Annotated in this window: 17 protein-coding genes; 11 read left to right on the top strand and 6 right to left on the bottom strand. The window is 59.4% G+C overall.

Going from position 1 to position 17,744, the window contains the following annotated elements:
• Positions 1-182 precede the first annotated feature (182 nt).
• Positions 183-1,118: a helix-turn-helix domain-containing protein gene (locus EXZ61_RS00895; protein WP_168224658.1), complete on the top strand. Its 936-nt coding sequence runs from the start codon at positions 183-185 to the stop codon at positions 1,116-1,118.
• A gap of 8 nt (positions 1,119-1,126) precedes the next feature.
• Here EXZ61_RS00895 and EXZ61_RS00890 read toward each other — a convergent pair whose 3' ends face one another.
• The 5 genes from EXZ61_RS00890 to EXZ61_RS00870 all read right to left on the bottom strand — a co-directional run bounded on the left by EXZ61_RS00890 (position 1,127) and on the right by EXZ61_RS00870 (position 7,056).
• Positions 1,127-1,924, bottom strand: coding sequence for a substrate-binding periplasmic protein (locus tag EXZ61_RS00890; RefSeq protein ID WP_142808297.1), 798 nt, complete (start codon positions 1,922-1,924; stop codon positions 1,127-1,129).
• A 101-nt stretch (positions 1,925-2,025) separates the two neighbouring features.
• Positions 2,026-3,132 (bottom strand): 2-aminoethylphosphonate--pyruvate transaminase, encoded by a 1,107-nt coding sequence (locus EXZ61_RS00885; RefSeq protein WP_142808296.1) that lies wholly within the window; start codon positions 3,130-3,132, stop codon positions 2,026-2,028.
• A 47-nt stretch (positions 3,133-3,179) separates the two neighbouring features.
• Positions 3,180-4,898: a putative 2-aminoethylphosphonate ABC transporter permease subunit gene (locus EXZ61_RS00880; protein ID WP_142808295.1), complete on the bottom strand. Its 1,719-nt coding sequence runs from the start codon at positions 4,896-4,898 to the stop codon at positions 3,180-3,182.
• Positions 4,898-5,950, bottom strand: coding sequence for a putative 2-aminoethylphosphonate ABC transporter ATP-binding protein (locus tag EXZ61_RS00875; RefSeq protein ID WP_142808294.1), 1,053 nt, complete (start codon positions 5,948-5,950; stop codon positions 4,898-4,900). Before EXZ61_RS00875 ends, EXZ61_RS00880 begins: the two co-directional genes overlap by 1 nt.
• A 68-nt stretch (positions 5,951-6,018) precedes the next feature.
• Positions 6,019-7,056, bottom strand: coding sequence for a putative 2-aminoethylphosphonate ABC transporter substrate-binding protein (locus EXZ61_RS00870; protein WP_425353596.1), 1,038 nt, complete (start codon positions 7,054-7,056; stop codon positions 6,019-6,021).
• Between the two features lie 183 nt (positions 7,057-7,239).
• On the opposite strand from EXZ61_RS00870, the gene EXZ61_RS00865 reads away from it, so the two are divergent.
• The 7 genes from EXZ61_RS00865 to EXZ61_RS00835 all read left to right on the top strand — a co-directional run bounded on the left by EXZ61_RS00865 (position 7,240) and on the right by EXZ61_RS00835 (position 14,139).
• The gene (locus tag EXZ61_RS00865) at positions 7,240-7,953 is read left to right on the top strand and encodes a phosphonate utilization associated transcriptional regulator (RefSeq protein ID WP_142808293.1); all 714 of its coding nucleotides are present in this window, start codon (positions 7,240-7,242) and stop codon (positions 7,951-7,953) included.
• A gap of 25 nt (positions 7,954-7,978) precedes the next feature.
• Positions 7,979-9,205: a phosphonoacetate hydrolase gene (gene phnA, locus EXZ61_RS00860; RefSeq protein ID WP_237219044.1), complete on the top strand. Its 1,227-nt coding sequence runs from the start codon at positions 7,979-7,981 to the stop codon at positions 9,203-9,205.
• Positions 9,206-9,274: 69 nt separating this feature from the next.
• Positions 9,275-10,693, top strand: a complete 1,419-nt coding sequence (phnY, locus tag EXZ61_RS00855; RefSeq protein WP_142814034.1) for a phosphonoacetaldehyde dehydrogenase — start codon at positions 9,275-9,277, stop codon at positions 10,691-10,693.
• An 8-nt stretch (positions 10,694-10,701) separates the two neighbouring features.
• Positions 10,702-11,268: a phosphonate degradation HD-domain oxygenase gene (locus tag EXZ61_RS00850; RefSeq protein WP_142808291.1), complete on the top strand. Its 567-nt coding sequence runs from the start codon at positions 10,702-10,704 to the stop codon at positions 11,266-11,268.
• Between the two features lie 19 nt (positions 11,269-11,287).
• Positions 11,288-12,676, top strand: a complete 1,389-nt coding sequence (locus EXZ61_RS00845) for an FAD-dependent oxidoreductase (protein WP_142808290.1) — start codon at positions 11,288-11,290, stop codon at positions 12,674-12,676.
• A gap of 15 nt (positions 12,677-12,691) precedes the next feature.
• The gene (locus EXZ61_RS00840) at positions 12,692-13,531 is read left to right on the top strand and encodes a DMT family transporter (protein ID WP_142808289.1); all 840 of its coding nucleotides are present in this window, start codon (positions 12,692-12,694) and stop codon (positions 13,529-13,531) included.
• 131 nt (positions 13,532-13,662) lie between these two features.
• A complete protein-coding gene (locus EXZ61_RS00835) occupies positions 13,663-14,139 on the top strand; it encodes an FKBP-type peptidyl-prolyl cis-trans isomerase (RefSeq protein WP_142808288.1) in 477 nt (158 codons plus the stop codon).
• 20 nt (positions 14,140-14,159) lie between these two features.
• On the opposite strand, the gene EXZ61_RS00830 is transcribed toward EXZ61_RS00835, so the two are convergent.
• Positions 14,160-15,083: a LysR family transcriptional regulator gene (locus EXZ61_RS00830; protein ID WP_142808287.1), complete on the bottom strand. Its 924-nt coding sequence runs from the start codon at positions 15,081-15,083 to the stop codon at positions 14,160-14,162.
• 110 nt (positions 15,084-15,193) lie between these two features.
• Between EXZ61_RS00830 and EXZ61_RS00825 the strand changes: the two genes are divergently transcribed.
• The 3 genes from EXZ61_RS00825 to maiA are packed head-to-tail and all read left to right on the top strand — an operon-like array spanning position 15,194 to position 17,726.
• On the top strand, positions 15,194-15,736 hold the full coding sequence (locus EXZ61_RS00825) for a VOC family protein (RefSeq protein WP_142808286.1): 543 nt from the start codon (positions 15,194-15,196) through the stop codon (positions 15,734-15,736).
• A gap of 12 nt (positions 15,737-15,748) precedes the next feature.
• Entirely contained in the window at positions 15,749-17,068 is a 1,320-nt protein-coding gene (gene fahA, locus EXZ61_RS00820) for a fumarylacetoacetase (protein ID WP_201799103.1), read from the top strand.
• A 10-nt stretch (positions 17,069-17,078) separates the two neighbouring features.
• Positions 17,079-17,726, top strand: coding sequence for a maleylacetoacetate isomerase (maiA, locus tag EXZ61_RS00815; protein WP_142808284.1), 648 nt, complete (start codon positions 17,079-17,081; stop codon positions 17,724-17,726).
• Positions 17,727-17,744 lie beyond the last annotated feature (18 nt).

The raw sequence follows: 17,744 nt of genomic DNA, 5'->3' as shown, positions 1-17,744 counted from the left end.
GTCTGACTATCCCGAATTGGCATTTGCCAAGTGCGATCTGCAAATCGTGTTTTTTGAGCGCCTAGGGGTCCGCCCCAATGGTGAAAACCCGCCTACGTTGACACCACGCTTACTGCGAGAATGAAAAAATGCATGCCTGTGCCACCAGCCTTTTGCCCCCCATCTCCACCTATTTAGGTGCTGTGGGACACCCATTGCCCGGCGCTGGTGCCCTGCGTTTTGATGACGCACAAGAGCAAGCCTCAGCACTTACTGGCTGGAACCAAGACTATTTGCAACTCACCGCAGGCACGTTTCGCGGCGAGCTGGCCCAACTTCAGGGCACCGGCATCAAACTATTCATCGAACAGGTGCAGCAGTCGGTGTTTCAAACCGGCGTGCTCCCTCAAAACGTGCTGGCTTTCGGTGTGCCCTTGGATTCCGTGGGCCAAGGCATGTTTTGCGGCCAAGTCTGCGGTGCGCAAGACTTTCATGTGTTTTCTGGCTCCTCCGGCTTTGAGTTTCGCTCGGCCCAACAGCACACCATCTTGGGCGTAGAGCTGGAGCTGGGGGCGGGTTGGCTGCAAACCGAGACAGGGCGTGGCGCCCTCTTTCCTGCCCAAGCCCGCGCCTTGCACGTGAGCCCTGCGGCCTTGGCCGAAGTCAAACAGTATTTGCTCAAGCTCTTTCAGTCCGCCCATGCCTCCCCCCAGCTGCTGGCCACCTCCGCCGTGGTGTCTACCGTGGCTGACTACCTGCTGGACCAGGTATCCCAGGTAGTGCGCCAAGGCGAGACGGCAGGCGACACCAAAACACAGTGGAAGTTGGTGCAACAGGCTTGTAGCTTGGTGCAAAGCCAAGTGGAAGACGCCCCCACCGTGGCGCAACTGTGTGTGGACTTGGGCGTGAGCCGGCGCACCTTGCAAAACAGCTTTCAAAAGGTGCTCAACATCAGCCCCTTGGCCTACCTCAAAGCCTTGCGCTTAGGCCATGCCCGCCGCGCCTTGAAGCGCATGGACTCCGTCACCGAAGCCGCGACCTCCAGCGGCTTTTGGCACTTCGGACACTTTTCGCAAGACTACCAAGCCATGTTTGGCGAGCGCCCGTCGGACACGCTCAAACGGCACCACGGGGTCTAGTGCGGTGTCTACTTCTTGCGCAAGTAGTACTTGGCAAGAATTTTGTCGTATTCACCCGTCTTCTTGATCTTGGCTAGGCCTTCGTTGAAGCGGTGCAGGATGGCGGCTGAATTCGGGTAACTGCGCGACACCATCACACCGTTGGGCGTGCGGGCCCCAAACGGTACTGCCAGCGCGCGGAATTTGCTAGCCTCAGAGGGAAACAAACGGTTCACCGCATCGAAGATGGTCGCCTCATCATCGACGTAGATATCGAAGCGACCTAGCCTTAGCATTTGTACCAGCTGGTCTACCGTCGTCACTGACTCATAGGCAATGTTGAGCTGCTTCAGCCTAGGTTCTGCGAATGAGCCGGAGATGATCCCAAACTTGTACTCCTTTAAGCGGGACAGCTCTTCACTTCCGCTCAGTGCACTAGCGCGGGAGTTTCCGTCGTAGTACACCAAGGCATTGGAGACGACATACAGCTCGTCTGAAAAATCGAACTGCTGTTTACGGGCAGGATTGGCTGAATAGGGAAACGCACCAAAGACCAAGCCATTGGCGAGGTTGAGTTCAGCCCGCTTCCAGGGAACAAAAACGAACTCCGGCACGATGCCCGCAGCATTGCAAATGGCAGTGACCAGTTCCGTGGTGGCGCCCAGGTTGGGCATGGATTCAGACGTGTAGGGACGGTACTCGCCTGTCGCAAAGGCTACCTTCAATGGTTCAAGGCGCTTGGCGTCTTGCGCATGCACACCACCAACGCCATACAGCGAATAGCACACCACCCAGACCATGACAATCCGCTTCAAGCACGCATGCATATCGCCCTCCTTCGCCTGTGATTGCGCCACTGCGTGGCAGTCTAGCAGTTGCGCTCAGAGCGCTAGGGCCTGTCACTAGGGCTGAGCCAGCACGCCGCCCCTCACCCCTGTGCGATCCCCAAGGTTTGCAGTGTCTGCGCCACGGCGTGCACGGCTTGGCGCATTTCGTTGGGGCCTATGGCGCCTATGCAGCCGACGCGAAAGGTTTCTACCTGCGTGAGCTTGCCGGGGTAGAGCAAGAAGCCGTATTGCTTGGCGCATTCGTAGAAGCGCTTGAAGTCGTAGTTGGGGTGGGTGGGCGCGTGGAAGGTGACGATGATGGGCGCTTGCTCTGCGGGGTCCAAGAAGGGCTTGAAGCCCAAGCCTGCCATGCCTTGCACCAATGCTTCGTAGTTGGCACGGTAGCGCGCCAAGCGGGCGGGTTGGCCACCCTCCGCCTCGAACTGGGCAATAGCCTCTGCCAAAGCCACCACCACATGGGTGGGCGGGGTGAAGCGCCATTGGCCGGTTTTTTCCATGTATTGGTACTGGTCGTACAGGTCCATGGCGAGTGACTGGCTGTTGCCAGCGCAAGCGTCCAGAATGGCTTTGCGGATGAACACAAAACCCATGCCGGGCACGCCTTCCAAGCATTTGCCACTGGCGGCAATGAGGGCGTCAAACTGGCAGGTGCGCGCATCAATCTCCAAAGCACCAAACGAACTCATGGCGTCCACGATCAGACCCTTGCCGTGGCGCGCACACACATCGGCCACGGCTTGCAGTGGGTTGAGCACGCCCGCCCCGGTTTCGCAGTGGATCAAGATGACGTGGGTGATGCTGGGGTCTTGGGCTAGCAAACCGTCCAACACGCTGGCAGACACTGCATGGGCTTCATCGCTTTCGTGGATGGTGCAACGCCGCCCCATGAGGGTGGTGAGGCGCCCTGCCCGCTTGCAGTACGCGCCGTTGTCCAAGACCAAGACGTGGCCATCACGCGGCACGACGGTGGCTACAGCTGCCTCCACGCTGAAGGTGCCACTGCCTTGCAGGGGCACCACCACATGGCTCTCTTGACCGTGCACGATGTTGAGCAGGCTTTTGCGCACACTGGCAGTGACCGCAATAAAGTCTGCGTCCCATGAGCCCCAGTCTTTGAGCATGGCCAGCTTGGTGCGCAAGGTGGTGGTCAGTGGGCCGGGGGTGAGCAGTATTTTGTCTCTGTCCATGGGTGTCTCCTGCTGTGTGTTTGAGATGTGGGCTTGGATTGCGATAGCTAGCGCGCGCTGTTGCGCCAAGCTTGGGTGTGTTTGGTCACGAACCAACCCAGCACCATAAAGAGCAAGGTCGCCACGGTGGAGGTCAGACCGATCAGCACGGCCATGGCTGCGGCTGCGCCCATTTCACCGGATTCGTCCAAGTTCAAAATGGCAATGGAGGCCACTTTGGTCTCTGGGGCGTACAGAAACACCACGGCCGAGATGGTGGTCATGGCATTGATGAAAAAGTAGCGCGCCATGTCGATCAGCGCGGGCGCACACACGGGCAAGGTCACGCGCCAGAACGTTTTGAAAAATGGCACTTTGAGTGAGGCACTCACGGCCTCGAACTCGCTGTCCAAGGCTTTGAGCGCGGTGACTGCGGTGAGGTGGCCCGTGGTGTAGAAGTGCATGATGGTGCACACCGTCATAAGAGTCAGCGTGTGGTACATCGCACTCAAGGGGTTGCTCGGCGCGTTAAAGAAAAAGATGTAACCCAAGCCCAGCACCAAGCCAGGCACCGCCATAGGCAGCACCGCCAGCAGGCGCACCAGTCCGCGCAGACGGTCCATGCCTTTGGTTTTTTCTAGCAGGTAAGCACCTGAAAACACCACGGCGGTACCAAACACCGCAGTGCCGGCTGCCATCTTTACGCTGTTGAAAAAGGCCTCTCCCACCTCCGCGTCTAGCAGGCCCAGGGTGTAGTGACGCCAGCTGGGGGTCAAGTTGTAGGGCCAGAACGTCGCGAACGAAGCAAACACCGCCATGCCCAACATGGCAAGCACCAGCGCGGCAATCACGCAGCAGAACGCGGTCATCCAACGGTCGTGCGTGGCGGAGGGCTTGGGGCGGTATGGCACAGCGCGCGCGGTCAGCATGGCGGTTTGGCGACGGCTCACGTAGCCATCCACCGCAAAGCTCAACAATGCAGGGGCCAAAAGCACAATGGCAACCACCGCGCCCTTGGCAAAGTCTTGCTGGCCGATCACCAGCTTGAACACGTCGGTAGCCAACACATTGAAGTTGCCGCCAATCACCTTGGGAATGCCGAAGTCGGTCACCACCAAGGTGAACGTGACCATAGCGGCAGAGATCAGACCGTACTTGGCACCGGGCAGGGTGATGGTGAAAAACTTGCGCCGCGCGCTGGTGCCCATGGCGTCTGCCGCCTCGTACAAGCGTGCGTCGGAGAGGCTCAAGGCCGTCACCAAGATCATCAGCGCATGGGGGAACACGGCAAAGCACTCGGCCAAGATGATGCCGGGTGCACCATAAATTTCGGAGATGCCCACTGCGTGCATCCAGCCCTTGAGCACCCCCTGGTTACCAAACCAGTAGATCAAAGAGATCGCCGACAGCAGCGACGGCGCCAGCAGCGGCACCAAGGTAATACCGCGAAAAAAGGCCTTGAACGGCATGCACGAACGCGTCAATGCATAGGCAAAGGTAAACGCCAAGGGCAGCGTGATCACGGTGACCACGGCCGACACCCACACGCTGTTCCACAAACTGCCTAGGAGCGCTGGGGTTTTGGCGTAGGCCACAAAGTTGTCAAACCACACAAAGTTGCCATCGGCATTGGCGGTGGACTGCACCAAGATCGCCAGCAGGGGCGACGCCAAAAATGCTATCAAAACCAGAGCTATGATCGCAATAGCCACGTGCGCCAGACGGTCAATCCAGTGTTGTTTGAGCTGCACCGGGGCAGCGGCACAAATGGGCAGCACGGCAGACATCAAAACACCTTCATGCGCTCAGGCAGCAACTTGAGTGGCAGGCTGGAGCCCACTTGCAAAGACTGCTCTGACAAAAAGTTGAGCGACAGGTAGACCACCAAGTCGTGCGCATTCAAGGCAGGCGCGTTCACATGCACATGGCAGTACGAGCCTAAAAATTCGATCTTGTCGATGCGGGCGTCAAACACATGCGCATCACCCGCTGCAATGGGGCGGGCCAGCACGTCTTCAGGGCGCAGGTACAAGCGCACGTCGCGGCTCACACCCTCAAACGGCAAGCGCATGCCGCCGACATGCAGCTCGCCTTGCTCCAAGCGGGCAGGCAGCACGTTGACCTTGCCCACAAAGTCGGCCACAAAGGGCGAGGCAGGCTCGCGGTAAATCTCCATAGGCGTGCCCACCTGTTCAATGGCACCTTGGTTCATCACCACAATGCGGTCGGCCACGCTCAGGGCCTCTTCTTGGTCATGGGTGACCATGATGGTGGTCACCCCCAAAGACTGCTGCAGCGCCCGAATTTCTTGGCGCAAGCGCACGCGCTCCAGCGCATCCAGAGCGGATAAGGGCTCGTCCAGCAACAGCAAGCCGGGTGAGGTCGCCAAGGCGCGGGCTAAGGCAATGCGCTGCTGCTGGCCACCCGAGAGCTGCCCCGGGTATTTGCCTTCGCTGCCGGGCAGGCCGACCAACTTCACCAGCTCAGACACGCGCTGCTTCACGTGGGCACGCGGTGTGTTGCGGTTCACCAAGCCATAGGCCACGTTGTCCGCCACCGAGAGGTTGGGGAACAGGGCATAGCTTTGGAACACGATGCCGTAGTCACGCAAGGCAGGCGGCAGCAGCGACACATCGCGCCCCCCTTGGGAGATGTGGCCACGGGTCTGCACCTCTAGGCCAGCAATGATGCGCAGCAAGGTAGTTTTGCCACAGCCCGAGGGGCCCAGAAAGCACACGAACTCTCCCTTGCCAATGTCAAGGTCAATGTCTTGCAGCGCCGTGAAGCTGCCAAATTCTTTGCGAACTTGGCGCAATTGGAGGAAAGGGGTGGAACTCATGCTTTGGGTCGGTAAGGGCCACTGCACCGTATGCAGTGGCCCAAGGTGCCTCAGGTACGTACAGGGAATTAGCGCTTTTCGCTCTTGCCGTCGTAGCGCTTGGTCCACTCGGTCAAGATACGTTCGCGTTGCTCTGCTGCGTAGCCAAAGTCCAGCTTGACCAAACGCTGCTCATAGTCTTTGGGCACATTGGCCAAAGGTGCGGCCACGCCAGGTTGTGCGGTGATGGCAAAGTTTTTGCCGTACAGCATCATGGCGTCTTTGCTCGAGGCCCAGTCCGCCAACTTCTTCGCAGCGTCTAGCTTCTTGGTGCCCTTGTGGATGGCAAAGGCTTCCAGGTCCCAACCCAGACCTTCTTTGGGGAACACCAAGTCAATGGGTGCGCCCTTGGCTTTGTTGGCATTGGCGCGGTATTCAAACGAGATGCCCACCACGTATTCGCCGCTGGCCGCCATATTGCAGGGCTTGGAGCCTGAGTGGGTGTACTGGCCAATGTTGTCGTGCAGCGCATCCATGTACTTCCAGCCGCCGCCCTTGCCGTCTTTGTCGCCAAACAAGGTGAGCCACGCCACTACGTCAAAGTAACCCGTGCCGCTGGATGCGGGGTTAGGCATCACGACTTGGCCTTTGTAGACCGGTTTGGTGAGGTCTTGCCAAGTTTCTGGCTTGGGGATATTGCGCTTTTGGGCTTCTACGGTGTTGAAGCAGATGGTGGCGCCCCACACATCCATACCCCACCAGCTAGGCACCTTCTTTTTGTCACGGTACTGGCTCATGATGGCGTCCAAGTTCAAGGGCGCATAGGGCTCCAGCATGCCTTGCTTGTCCATCAGGGCCAAGCTGGTGGCCGCCACGCCCATGATGGCGTCGGCTTGGGGGTTGGCTTTTTCCGCCAGGAGCTTGGCAGTGATCACACCGGTTGAGTCGCGTACCCATTTCAACTCGATGTCGGGGTTGACTTTGTTGAAGGCCTCTTGGTAGGCCTTCAGCTGGTCAGTTTCCAGTGCGGTGTAAACCAGCAGCTGGGTTTTTTGGGCGGACGCGAAGCTGGCAAATGCCAGCAGCCCGGTTACGACAAGCGCCTTAGACACAGTGGAAATTTTCACGTGAAGCTCCTTGGTTGAAAGACCGCAATGCTCAGTTTTTAATGTGACAAGGTGATGACATTTTTAACCATTAATCATGTCACCTCACATGTCTCACTCTTAATTGAACGATTCAGCAACACACTTGTCAATTGTTTTTTGTAGATTGTTGACAATTTAATGCGTTGTGCTCCAATACCATGCATGAACGCTGTGACCAACCCCACCATTGCACTGCTACAGAGCAGCTCACTCGCCACTGTGGTGCAACAAGAAATTGAACGTGCCATTCTTGCGGGCGAATATCCACCCGGCAGCCAGCTGATTGAAGTCACCCTGGCTGAAAAAATGGGCGTTTCGCGTGGCCCCATTCGTGAAGCTTTTCGCATGCTGGACGAAGCCGGCTTGGTACGCACGGAGAAAAACCGTGGCGTGTTTGTCAAAGCCATTCCGATCGAAGAAGCCATCGAAATCTTTGACCTGCGCGCCGCCATGGACCAGATGGTGGGCCGCAAGCTCGCCACCGAGGCCACACCCCAGCAGCTCAAAGAACTGCGCGAGTTGGTAGACGCCATGAAAAAAGCCGCCAAAGCCGATGACACCTACCAGTACCACCTGCTGAACCTGAAGTTTCACGACCGCTTGGTGGAGATGACGGGCAATAGCAAGCTGGTCGCTATTTACCGCAAGCTCATCAAAGAGCTCTCGCTCTTTAGGCGCCTGAACCTGTCTGAAGGCTGGAAGATGCCCGTGTCTGCCAACGAGCACCAAAAGATTTTGAAAGCCATTGCGTCCAAAGATGCAGATGCCGCCGGGCAGGCCATGTTTGAGCACGCCATGCAGAGCAAAGAACGCACCATTGCCAACGACCTGCGCCGCCAAGGTCACACGCCTGCAACATCCAAAACACACGCTTAGTTAAAACCCACTCTGAGGAATCCCCGTGGCCACCACCCGCATCACTGTCAACGCCAAGACCTACCAACTCCCCACCCAAGCCACTGTCATCGTGTGCGTAGACGGCTGTGAGCCTGACTACCTGGCACAAGCCGTGGCGACAGGCCATATGCCTTGGCTCAAAGGCGCACTCGCCCGCGGCACGGGTTTGGTTGCTGACTGCGTAGTGCCCAGCTTCACCAACCCTAACAACCTGTCCATCGTGACTGGCGTGCCCCCCAGCGTGCACGGCATCTGCGGCAACTACCTGTACGACACCGCCACCAACACCGAAGTCATGATGAATGACCCCAAGTGGCTGCGGGCCCCCACGATCTTGGCAGCACTGGCCGATGCGGGTAAATCCGTGGCCGTGGTCACGGCCAAAGACAAGCTACGTGCCCTCTTGGGCCACCACATGAAAGGCATTTGCTTCTCGTCAGAGAAGGCGGACCAAGCCACGGTGGAGACCAACGGCATCACCGACGTGGTGCAGTTGGTGGGCAAGCCTGTGCCCAGCGTTTACAGCGCTGACTTGTCGGAGTTTGTATTTGCCGCCGGTGTGCGCTTGATGCAAGTCCACAAGCCTGATGTGATGTACCTCTCCACCACCGACTACATCCAGCACAAGCATGCACCCGGCACGGCGGGTGCCAATGCCTTTTACACCATGATGGACGGCTACCTGGGCCAACTCGACGCCATGGGCTGCGTGATCGCACTCACCGCCGACCACGGCATGAACCCCAAAGTAGCCATGGACGGCACGCCCGACGTGGTCTACCTGCAAGATTGGTTTGACGCTTGGCTGGGCGCTGCTGCCGCCCGCGTGATCTTGCCCATTACCGACCCCTATGTGGTGCACCACGGTGCCTTGGGTTCTTTTGCCACGGTGTACCTGCCACAGGCTTGTGACGTGGCTGCAGCATGCGCCAAGCTACAAGCCGTCAAAGGCATGGAGGTGGTGCTCACCCGTGAGCAAGCAGCCGAGCGTTTTGAGTTGCCAGCCGACCGCATTGGCGACTTGGTGGTGGTATCCGAGCGCTTTACCGTGATTGGCACCTCCAAGTCCCGGCACGACCTCAGCGCCCTTGAAGTGCCGCTGCGCTCGCACGGTGGCATCAGTGAGCAGCGCGTGCCGCTGATTGTGAACCGCAGCTTGCCCGGCCTAGACACCGCACGGCGCTTCCGCAACTTTGACGCGTTTGAACTCGCGCTGAACTACGCGCAGTAACGCAGCCCGCCACTGAACACAAGGCACACCGTGATTCAACAGTACATCCAAGACCAGCGCCTCAATGCCATGCGCATCGCAGGCCGGGTGGTCGGCCAAGACCGCAGTGAGGACCGCAGCATTGCGGTCTACAACCCCTTCACCGAAGCAGTGATAGGGCGCGTGCCCAAGGCCACGCTGGAAGAAGTGCGCGAGGCATTTGCCACCGCACATGCTTACCAGCCCCAACTCAGCCGCTATGAGCGCGCGGCGGTGCTCAACAAAGCGGCCGCCATCGTGACCCAGCGGCGCGAGGCCATTGCCCAGCTCATCAGCGCCGAGTCGGGCCTGTGCATCAAAGATGCGCTGTACGAAACCGGCCGCGTGAGCGACGTGCTGGTGTTTGGCGCCAACGAAGTGCTCAAAGACGATGGCCAGGTATTTAGTTGCGACCTCACCCCCCACGGCAAAAAGCGCAAGGTGTTTACCCAGCGTGCACCGCTGCTGGGTGTGATCACCGCGATCACCCCGTTCAACCACCCCATGAACCAGGTGGCGCACAAGGTGGTGCCCAGCATTGCCACCAACAACCGCATGGTGCTCAAGCCCTCGGAAAAAGTGCCCTTCTCGGCCATCTTGTTTGCCGACATCTTGTACGAAGCAGGTCTGCCACCCGAAGCCCTGAGCGTGATCACCGGCGACCCACGCGAGATTGCGGACGAACTCATCACGAACCCCCACGTGGACCTGGTCACCTTTACCGGTGGCGTGGCCATCGGCAAATACATTGCCAGCAAGGCCGGCTACCGGCGCATGGTGCTGGAATTGGGCGGTAACGACCCCATCATCGTGATGGAAGACGCCGACCTGGACGAGGCGTCTACCTTGGCGGTGCAAGGCTCTTACAAAAACTCTGGCCAACGCTGCACGGCCGTCAAGCGCATGCTGGTGCACAGTGCCGTGGCTGATGCTTTTGTCGAGCAGGTGGTGGCCAAGACCCGCGCCTGGAAGTTTGGCAACCCGGCAGATGCCAGCAACGACATGGGCACCGTCATTGACGAAGCAGCTGCACGCTTTTTTGAAAGCCGTGTGAACGAAGCCGTGGCACAAGGCGCGCACCTCTTGGTAGGCAATGCGCGCCAAGGCGCGCTTTACAGCCCCACGGTGCTGGACCATGTGCACCCCGACATGCTGGTGGTCAAAGAGGAAACCTTTGGCCCGGTCTCACCCATCATCCGCTTTAACAGCATTGACGAAGCCATTGCCATCTCCAACGGCACGGCCTACGGTTTGTCCAGCTCGGTGTGCACCAACCGCATGGACTACATCACACGTTTTGTGAACGCCCTGCATGTGGGCTCGGTGAATGTGCGCGAAGTGCCAGGCTACCGCCTAGAGCTCACGCCCTTTGGCGGCATCAAAGACTCTGGCTTGGGCTACAAAGAAGGCGTGCAAGAAGCCATCAAGAGCTTTACCAACGTCAAAACTTTCTCGCTGCCTTGGCAGTAAGGCACGCCATGGCACTCAACTTAGACGACATCCGCACCCTGTTTCTCACCAAGGGCGACGCGCAGTACAGCGGTGAGCCGGTCACCCAACTGGAGCACGCCTTGCAAACCGCTGCCTTGGCCGAAGAGGCCGGTGCCAGCGACGCACTGGTCACCGCCGCCTTGTTGCACGACCTGGGTCACCTGCTGCATGACATGGGTGAAACCCCCACCCTCGCGGGCGTGGACGATGTGCACCAGTACCGCGTGATCCCCTTTTTGCGCGGCCTGTTTCCTGACAGCGTGCTCAGCGGCATACGCCTGCACGTAGACGCCAAACGCTACCTGTGCGCTACACACGCAGGCTACCAAGCGGCCCTGTCCGCCGATTCACAGCGCAGTCTTGCCTTGCAAGGCGGCGTATACACTGCGCAGCAAGCTACAAAATTCATAGCGCAAGAGGGCGCACATGAGGCGGTATGCCTGCGCCTGTGGGACGACTTGGCCAAAGACCCCACGCGCACAACACCGAGCTTGGATCACTTCATGGCACGGGCTGCACGCTGCGCCTTGCCCGCCGCGCCTGTGCTGGCCTAACTTGGACTGAGAGCTTTTGATGCGTCCCTTTTGGTTAGAGCAAGCCTTGTTTCGAGACGGTGAACTGGCCCCCGCACTGCATGGCGATCACACCGCCGATGTGTGCATCGTGGGCGGCGGCTTCACCGGTTTGTGGACCGCCATACAAGCCAAGCAACACAACCCCTGCCTAGACATTGCCATCTTGGAGAGCGACCTGTGCGGGGCCGGTGCCAGTGGGCGCAACGGCGGCTGTGTACTCACCTGGTCGGCCAAGTTCTTTACCCTGCGCAAGCTGTTTGGCGAAGCCGAGGCCGTGCGCTTGGTGCGCGCCTCCGAGGCAGCGGTGCAACACATCGGTGATTTTTGCAAAAAGCACCAGATCGACGCGGAGTACCGCCAAGACGGCACCCTATACACCGCCACTGCTTCCGTGCACATTGGCGCGCTCGACCCGGTGATCGCTGCGCTGGAGTCGTGCGGCCTGCACTCTTACCACGCCATGCCCGCAGCCGAAGTGGCACAGCGCTCAGGCTCCAAACGCAACTTGGCCGGCGTGTTTTCACCCTATGCCGCCACGGTGCACCCGGGCAAGCTGGTGCGCGGCCTGCGCCGTGTAGCGCTGGAGATGGGCATTCGCATTTATGAGCGCAGCCCCATGCTTGACTTCAGTACCGACCAGCCGGTGGTGGTGCGTACGCCCGGCGGCAGCATCACCGCAGGCAAGCTGGTGCTGGCCATGAACGCGTGGATGGCCAGCAGCTTCAAGCAGTTTGAGCGCAGCATTGCCATTGTGTCTAGCGACATGGTCATCACCGAGCGCTGCCCGGAACTCTTGGCGCACATCGGCCTGCGCGACGGCGTCTCGGTCTTGGACTCGCGCACCTTTGTGTACTACTACCGCACCACCATGGACGGCCGCATCATGCTGGGCAAAGGCGGCAACACCTTTGCCCGTGGCGGCCGCATGGAGCCGGTGTTTGACCAGCGCTCGCCTTACGAAGCCCAGCTCACCCAAGCCATGCGTGGCTTTTTCCCGCAGCTGGGCAAGCTGCCCATGACGGCGAGCTGGAACGGCCCGTCGGACCGGTCGGTCACAGGCTTCCCGTTTTTTGGGCAACTCAATGGCGCGCGGCACATCGTGTACGGCTTTGGCTACTCGGGCAATGGCGTGGGGCCCAGCTACATGGGGGGCCAGATTTTGTCTTCCATGGTCTTGGGCTTGGACAATGCCTGGACGCGCAGCCCACTGACCCAAGGGCCTTTGGGTCAGTTTCCACCAGAGCCGGTGCGCTATGTGGGGTCTATCATGGTGCGCAATGCCATTCGACGCAAAGAACAAGCTGAGGACGACAACCGCACACCGTGGTTGCTAGATCGTTGGCTCAGTACCTTTGCCAACGCGGCAGGCAAATCCGACAAAGCCTAACCCCAGCCCCATTTGATGCTCAGTGGAACCGTAGTTGCCGCCGTTTTGTTTGCGGCGCTTTTGCACGCCAGCTGGAACGCGCTGGTGAAGTCCAGCACCGACAAAGACCTGGACACCGCCCTCATCCACCTGATTGGCTCCTTGCTCGCCATCCCATTGGTGCTGTGGGTTGGCCTGCCTGAGCCAGCGGCGTGGCCCTATATTGCAGCGTCCTTGTGTGTGCACATTGGCTACTACTTGGCCCTCACCGGCGCCTATCGCCATGGAGATTTGGGCCTCACTTATCCGTTGATGCGCGGCGTAGCGCCCATGCTGGTGGCACTGTCTGCCACCCTTACTTTGGGCGAACACCTCACACCTTTGGCGTGGGCGGGTGTATTGGGCATTTGCGGCGGCGTCATGGTCTTGGGTTTAAGCGCCCAAGCTCTCAAGGTGCCCAAAGCTATTGCGTTTGCATTAGCCAATGCCGTCATCATTGCCATGTACACCGTGATCGACGGCCTAGGTGTGCGCCTCAGTGGCAACGCCATTGCCTATGTGGTCACCCTCTTTTTGTTAGACGGTTGGCCCTTTGGCCTGATGGTGTGGGCCAAACGCAAAGGAGAGTTCACCCGCTACGCGCGCAAGCGCTGGCCCATCGCAACACTGGGGGCGTGTGCGTCCTTGGGCTCCTACGGCATCGCCCTGTGGGCCATGACCCAAGCTCCCGTAGCCACCGTGGCTGCACTGCGCGAAACCTCGGTGCTGTTTGCGGTGCTTCTGGGTGCATGGTTGCTCAAAGAAGCATTCACCGTGCGCCGTGCACTGGGCACGGCCATCATCCTGGGTGGCGTAGTGGCCCTGCGCTTGGCGTGAGCTGGCAAAGACCGCATCGCGCAGGCTGATCGGCCCCTGCCCAGTGACTCGCCGATCACCACGCAATGCCGCGCCTCCCGCCAATCGGCGAAAATCAGCACATTCCTTATTAACTCCCCCACCGTCTCCCTATGAAAATCGACAAAGACACCGTTGTGACCCTGCGCTACAAAGTTTCTGATGCGCAAGGCAAGCTGATTGAAGAAGCCAAAGAACCCATGGCCTACCTGCATGGCGGTTACGGCAACACCTTACCCAAAATCGAAGAAGCGCTGGATGGCCAAGAAGCGGGCTACCAAACCACGTTGGCTTTGGCTGCAGCGGATGCGTTTGGTGTGCGCGATGAAACCTTGGTGCAAACCATTGCCAAGAAAGACTTTCCGGCTGGCGTCAAGGTGGGTGGCCAGTTGCAAGGCCGCACGCCAGAGGGCCAAGAAATTGCCTTTACCGTCATGAAGATCAAGGGTGACACCGTGTTCTTGGACGGCAACCACCCTTGGGCGGGCAAAGACCTCCGCTTTAGCTTGAAAGTGACCGAAGTGCGCGCTGCGTCTAGCGAAGAAATCCAACACAAACATGTGCACGGCGCACACGGCCACCACCACTAAGCGGTTGGGCCTGAGAGGGCTTAGTCTTCGATGTTTTGCGTGTCGGGCCAGTCGTGGCACGCCACGTAATCCATCAAAAAGGTCTCAAACCGCAAGGCTGCGGGTGACAGAGGCCGGTCTTTGCGGGTAAACACAAAGAAACGCCGCTCAATAGCGGGCTCTACCAAGGGCCTGCTGAGCAAGCGGTGCCGCTGGATCAGGCTGTTGGCATAGGGGGAGCAGGTGGTCACCCCCAAGCCTGCACTCACCATGGCCAGTGCGGTGGTCATAAAGGTCACCTCATTGGCAGGGTTGAGCGCCAAGTGCCGCACCGACTGGTGCAGGTCCAGGCGCAAACGTTGGGTGAACTCCCCCTGCAAAGCCACCAAGGGGTGCTGCAAAGCCTGCGCCCAAGTCACGTGTTCCAATGGCTCCAGCGGGTGCCCTTTGGGGAACACCACAACAAACGGCATCTCAAACAAAGTCTTGGCCTCGATGTCGGCCATAGGCTCACGCTCAGGCCCTATGCCAAAGTCCACCTCGCCGCTGTGCACTTTGGACAACACGCTCTCCACCATGCAGTCAAACAAACGCACTTGAATTTCGGGGTAGTGCTGCTGAAACTGGGCAATCACCTCGGGCAACACCGTGCACGACATGAGCTGTGGCGCGGCGATGCGCACCAAGCCACGCTTGAGCGCTTTCAAGTCGGCCATGGTTTCCAAGGCGCCGTCTAAGTCTTGCAAGACTTTGGTGGCAAGCGGGTAAAACTCGCGCCCTACTTCGGAGAGTTGCACTTTGCGCGTGCTGCGGTTGACCACCTGGACGCCCAGGGTTTGCTCGAGTTCTTTGATCAAGCCGCTGAGCGCAGACTGCGTGACGTGCAAGCTGGCGGCGGCATCGGTAAAGCTGCTGGTTTGGGCGAGTGCACAAAACGCCCGCAACTGCCTAAGGGTGACGTTCATTTGATTGACTTATATATTCATCATAAAAACTTGCTTGAATGATAGATCAAATGCTTCTCTAATTGCGCAATGGGGCACACGCCCTGCGCAACTGCCTTGGAGAAAACTACATGCTGATTCAAAAAATCCACCACGTGGCCTACCGCTGCATCAATGCCAAACAAACCGTGGAGTGGTACCTCAAACACCTGGGCATGGACTTTGTGCTGGCGATTGCCGAAGACGAAGTGCCGTCCACCAAAGCCCCCGATCCGTATATGCACGTATTCATTGACGCGGGCATGGGCAATGTGCTGGCCTTTTTTGAGCTGCCCAACAGCCCCGCCATGGACCGCGACCACAACACCCCTGCATGGACGCAGCACATTGCATTTGAAGTGGGCAGCATGGATGAACTGCTGGCGACCAAGCAGCGCTTGCAAGACGCGGGCATTGAGGTCATTGGGGTGACGGACCACGCCATCTTCAAGTCCATCTACTTCTTTGACCCCAATGGTCACCGCTTGGAACTGGCGTTCAACACCGGCACGCCTGCGATGATGAATCAGCTCAACAGCGTGAAATGGGACATGCTCAACGAATGGGACCGCACCAAAAAAGCCCCCAAACACGCCGCATGGATGCACGACGGCAAAGGCTTTGTGGAAGCCTAAGCAATGAGCGCTATGCAACTGAACGACACCCACAACCCCAGCCTGCAAAGCTGGGTTACTTCAGCCAACCAAGCGGGCTGCGACTTCCCCATTCAAAACCTGCCGTTTGCGGTGTTTCGCCGCGTGGGCAGTGGCCAAGCGTTTCGCGGTGGCGTAGCCATCGGCGACCACATTGTGGACTTGGCAGCCGCCTTAAGCGCTGATGTGTTCACGGGCACAGCGCACACAGCCGCACAAGCCTGCGCAGCCAGCACACTCAACGCCTTCATGGCGCTGGGGCCCAAGGCATGGTCTGCCTTACGCGCCGCCTTGTCGCAAGCCCTGCGCACCGGTGCCGCTGAGCAAACCCGCTTGACCGCCTGCTTGGTACCGCAAAGCGAGGCAGAATACGCGGTACCCGCGCAGATTGGCGACTACACCGACTTCTACACTTCGGTGCACCACGCCACCAATGTTGGCAAGCTGTTTCGCCCCGAGAACCCGCTGCTGCCCAACTACAAGTGGATTCCCATTGGCTACCACGGCCGCTCCTCATCCATTGGCATCTCGGGCCAGGCCTTTCACCGCCCCGTGAGTCAGTTGATGAAGCCAGGCGCCACCGCACCCGTGGTGGAGCCCACCAAACGTTTGGACTATGAGCTGGAGCTTGGGGTGTACCTCGGCACGGGCAATGCCTTGGGCGAGCCCGTGGCGCTGGACGAGGCAGAGAGCCATGTGTTTGGCTTGTGCCTGTTTAACGACTGGTCTGCCCGCGACATTCAGGGGTGGGAATACCAGCCGCTGGGGCCGTTTTTGTCCAAGAACTTTGCCAGCACCGTGTCGCCATGGATTGTCACCGTGGAAGCCTTAGCGCCCTACCGCACAGCCTGGACACGCCCCAGCGACGACCCACAGCCCCTGCCCTACCTAGACTCTGCTACTTTGCGCGCCTCAGGTGCCATCGACATTGAGCTAGAGGTGTACTTGCAAAGCGCCACCATGCGCGAGCAAGGCCTGGCGCCCCACCGCTTGTCGCGCAGCAACTTCCGCGATGCGTACTGGAGCGTCTCCCAAATGGTGGCGCACCACACCGTCAATGGCTGCAACCTACAGCCAGGCGACCTGCTGGGCAGCGGCACCCAGTCCGGCCCCACGCTGGAAGAAGCAGGTGCTTTGATTGAGCTGACTGTGGGCGGCAGCCGCAGCCTGAGCCTGCCCTCGGGCGAGACACGCACCTTCTTGGAAGACGGCGACACCGTGACCTTCAAAGGCTTTGCCCAAGTGCCCGGCGCGGCCCGCATTGGCTTTGGCGAAGTGGCAGGCACCGTGCTACCCGCCAAGCCGCGCGCCTAAGGCACCGAGCATGTTCAAGCTTTACACCTACTGGCGTAGCTCTGCCTCTTACCGTGTGCGCATTGCGCTGCACCTCAAAGGGCTGCCCTTTGAGTCAGTGCCCGTGCATTTGCTACGCGACGGGGGGGAGCAACACAGCGCCACTTACGCAGCGCTCAACCCCTCAGAGCTGGTGCCTACCTTGGTGGACGGGGCCGAGGCACTCACCCAGTCGCTGGCCATCATCGAGTACCTCGAAGAGGCCTACCCTAGCCCGGCACTGCTGCCAAGCGGCTCCTTGGCGCGGGCGCGCGTGCGGGCGCTGAGCCAGTTCATCGCCTGCGAAATGCATCCGCTCAACAACCTGCGCGTGCTGCAGTACTTGGAACGCACCTTGGGTCTGGACGAGGCGACTAAAACGGCCTGGTACCGCCACTGGGTGACCACCGGATTTGCGACTTTGGAAACCATGCTGGCCAACAACCCTGCCACGGGACGCTTTTGCCATGGCGACACCCCGACCATGGCCGACTGCTTGCTCATTCCCCAGATTTCCAACGCACGGCGGTTTGCGGCACCCTTGGACGCCTTCCCCACCGTGCGCCGTATCGAGACTGAGTGCATGCAAGTGCAAGCCTTCTTGGACGCGAGGCCCGAAGTGCAAGTGGACGCGGCTTAACGAAGCCAGATCGTTGGT

The organism is Rhodoferax aquaticus (assembly GCF_006974105.1).
Taxonomy (GTDB): Bacteria; Pseudomonadota; Gammaproteobacteria; order Burkholderiales; family Burkholderiaceae_C; genus Allorhodoferax; species Allorhodoferax aquaticus_A.
Note: the sequence above shows the minus strand (reverse complement) of the source record. Positions and strands in the feature narration are given on the sequence as shown.

What these genes read in the sequence shown, in the direction of transcription:
- EXZ61_RS00890 (WP_142808297.1), bottom strand. Translation starts at nt 1,924, where the DNA reads ATGCATGCGTGCTTGAAGCGGATTGTCATGGTCTGGGTGGTGTGCTAT.
- EXZ61_RS00885 (WP_142808296.1), bottom strand. Translation starts at nt 3,132, where the DNA reads ATGGACAGAGACAAAATACTGCTCACCCCCGGCCCACTGACCACCACC.
- EXZ61_RS00880 (WP_142808295.1), bottom strand. Translation starts at nt 4,898, where the DNA reads ATGTCTGCCGTGCTGCCCATTTGTGCCGCTGCCCCGGTGCAGCTCAAA.
- EXZ61_RS00875 (WP_142808294.1), bottom strand. Translation starts at nt 5,950, where the DNA reads ATGAGTTCCACCCCTTTCCTCCAATTGCGCCAAGTTCGCAAAGAATTT.
- EXZ61_RS00865 (WP_142808293.1), top strand. Translation starts at nt 7,240, where the DNA reads ATGAACGCTGTGACCAACCCCACCATTGCACTGCTACAGAGCAGCTCA.
- phnY (WP_142814034.1), top strand. Translation starts at nt 9,275, where the DNA reads ATGCGCATCGCAGGCCGGGTGGTCGGCCAAGACCGCAGTGAGGACCGC.
- EXZ61_RS00850 (WP_142808291.1), top strand. Translation starts at nt 10,702, where the DNA reads ATGGCACTCAACTTAGACGACATCCGCACCCTGTTTCTCACCAAGGGC.
- EXZ61_RS00845 (WP_142808290.1), top strand. Translation starts at nt 11,288, where the DNA reads ATGCGTCCCTTTTGGTTAGAGCAAGCCTTGTTTCGAGACGGTGAACTG.
- EXZ61_RS00840 (WP_142808289.1), top strand. Translation starts at nt 12,692, where the DNA reads ATGCTCAGTGGAACCGTAGTTGCCGCCGTTTTGTTTGCGGCGCTTTTG.
- EXZ61_RS00835 (WP_142808288.1), top strand. Translation starts at nt 13,663, where the DNA reads ATGAAAATCGACAAAGACACCGTTGTGACCCTGCGCTACAAAGTTTCT.
- EXZ61_RS00830 (WP_142808287.1), bottom strand. Translation starts at nt 15,083, where the DNA reads ATGAACGTCACCCTTAGGCAGTTGCGGGCGTTTTGTGCACTCGCCCAA.
- EXZ61_RS00825 (WP_142808286.1), top strand. Translation starts at nt 15,194, where the DNA reads ATGCTGATTCAAAAAATCCACCACGTGGCCTACCGCTGCATCAATGCC.
- fahA (WP_201799103.1), top strand. Translation starts at nt 15,749, where the DNA reads ATGCAACTGAACGACACCCACAACCCCAGCCTGCAAAGCTGGGTTACT.
- maiA (WP_142808284.1), top strand. Translation starts at nt 17,079, where the DNA reads ATGTTCAAGCTTTACACCTACTGGCGTAGCTCTGCCTCTTACCGTGTG.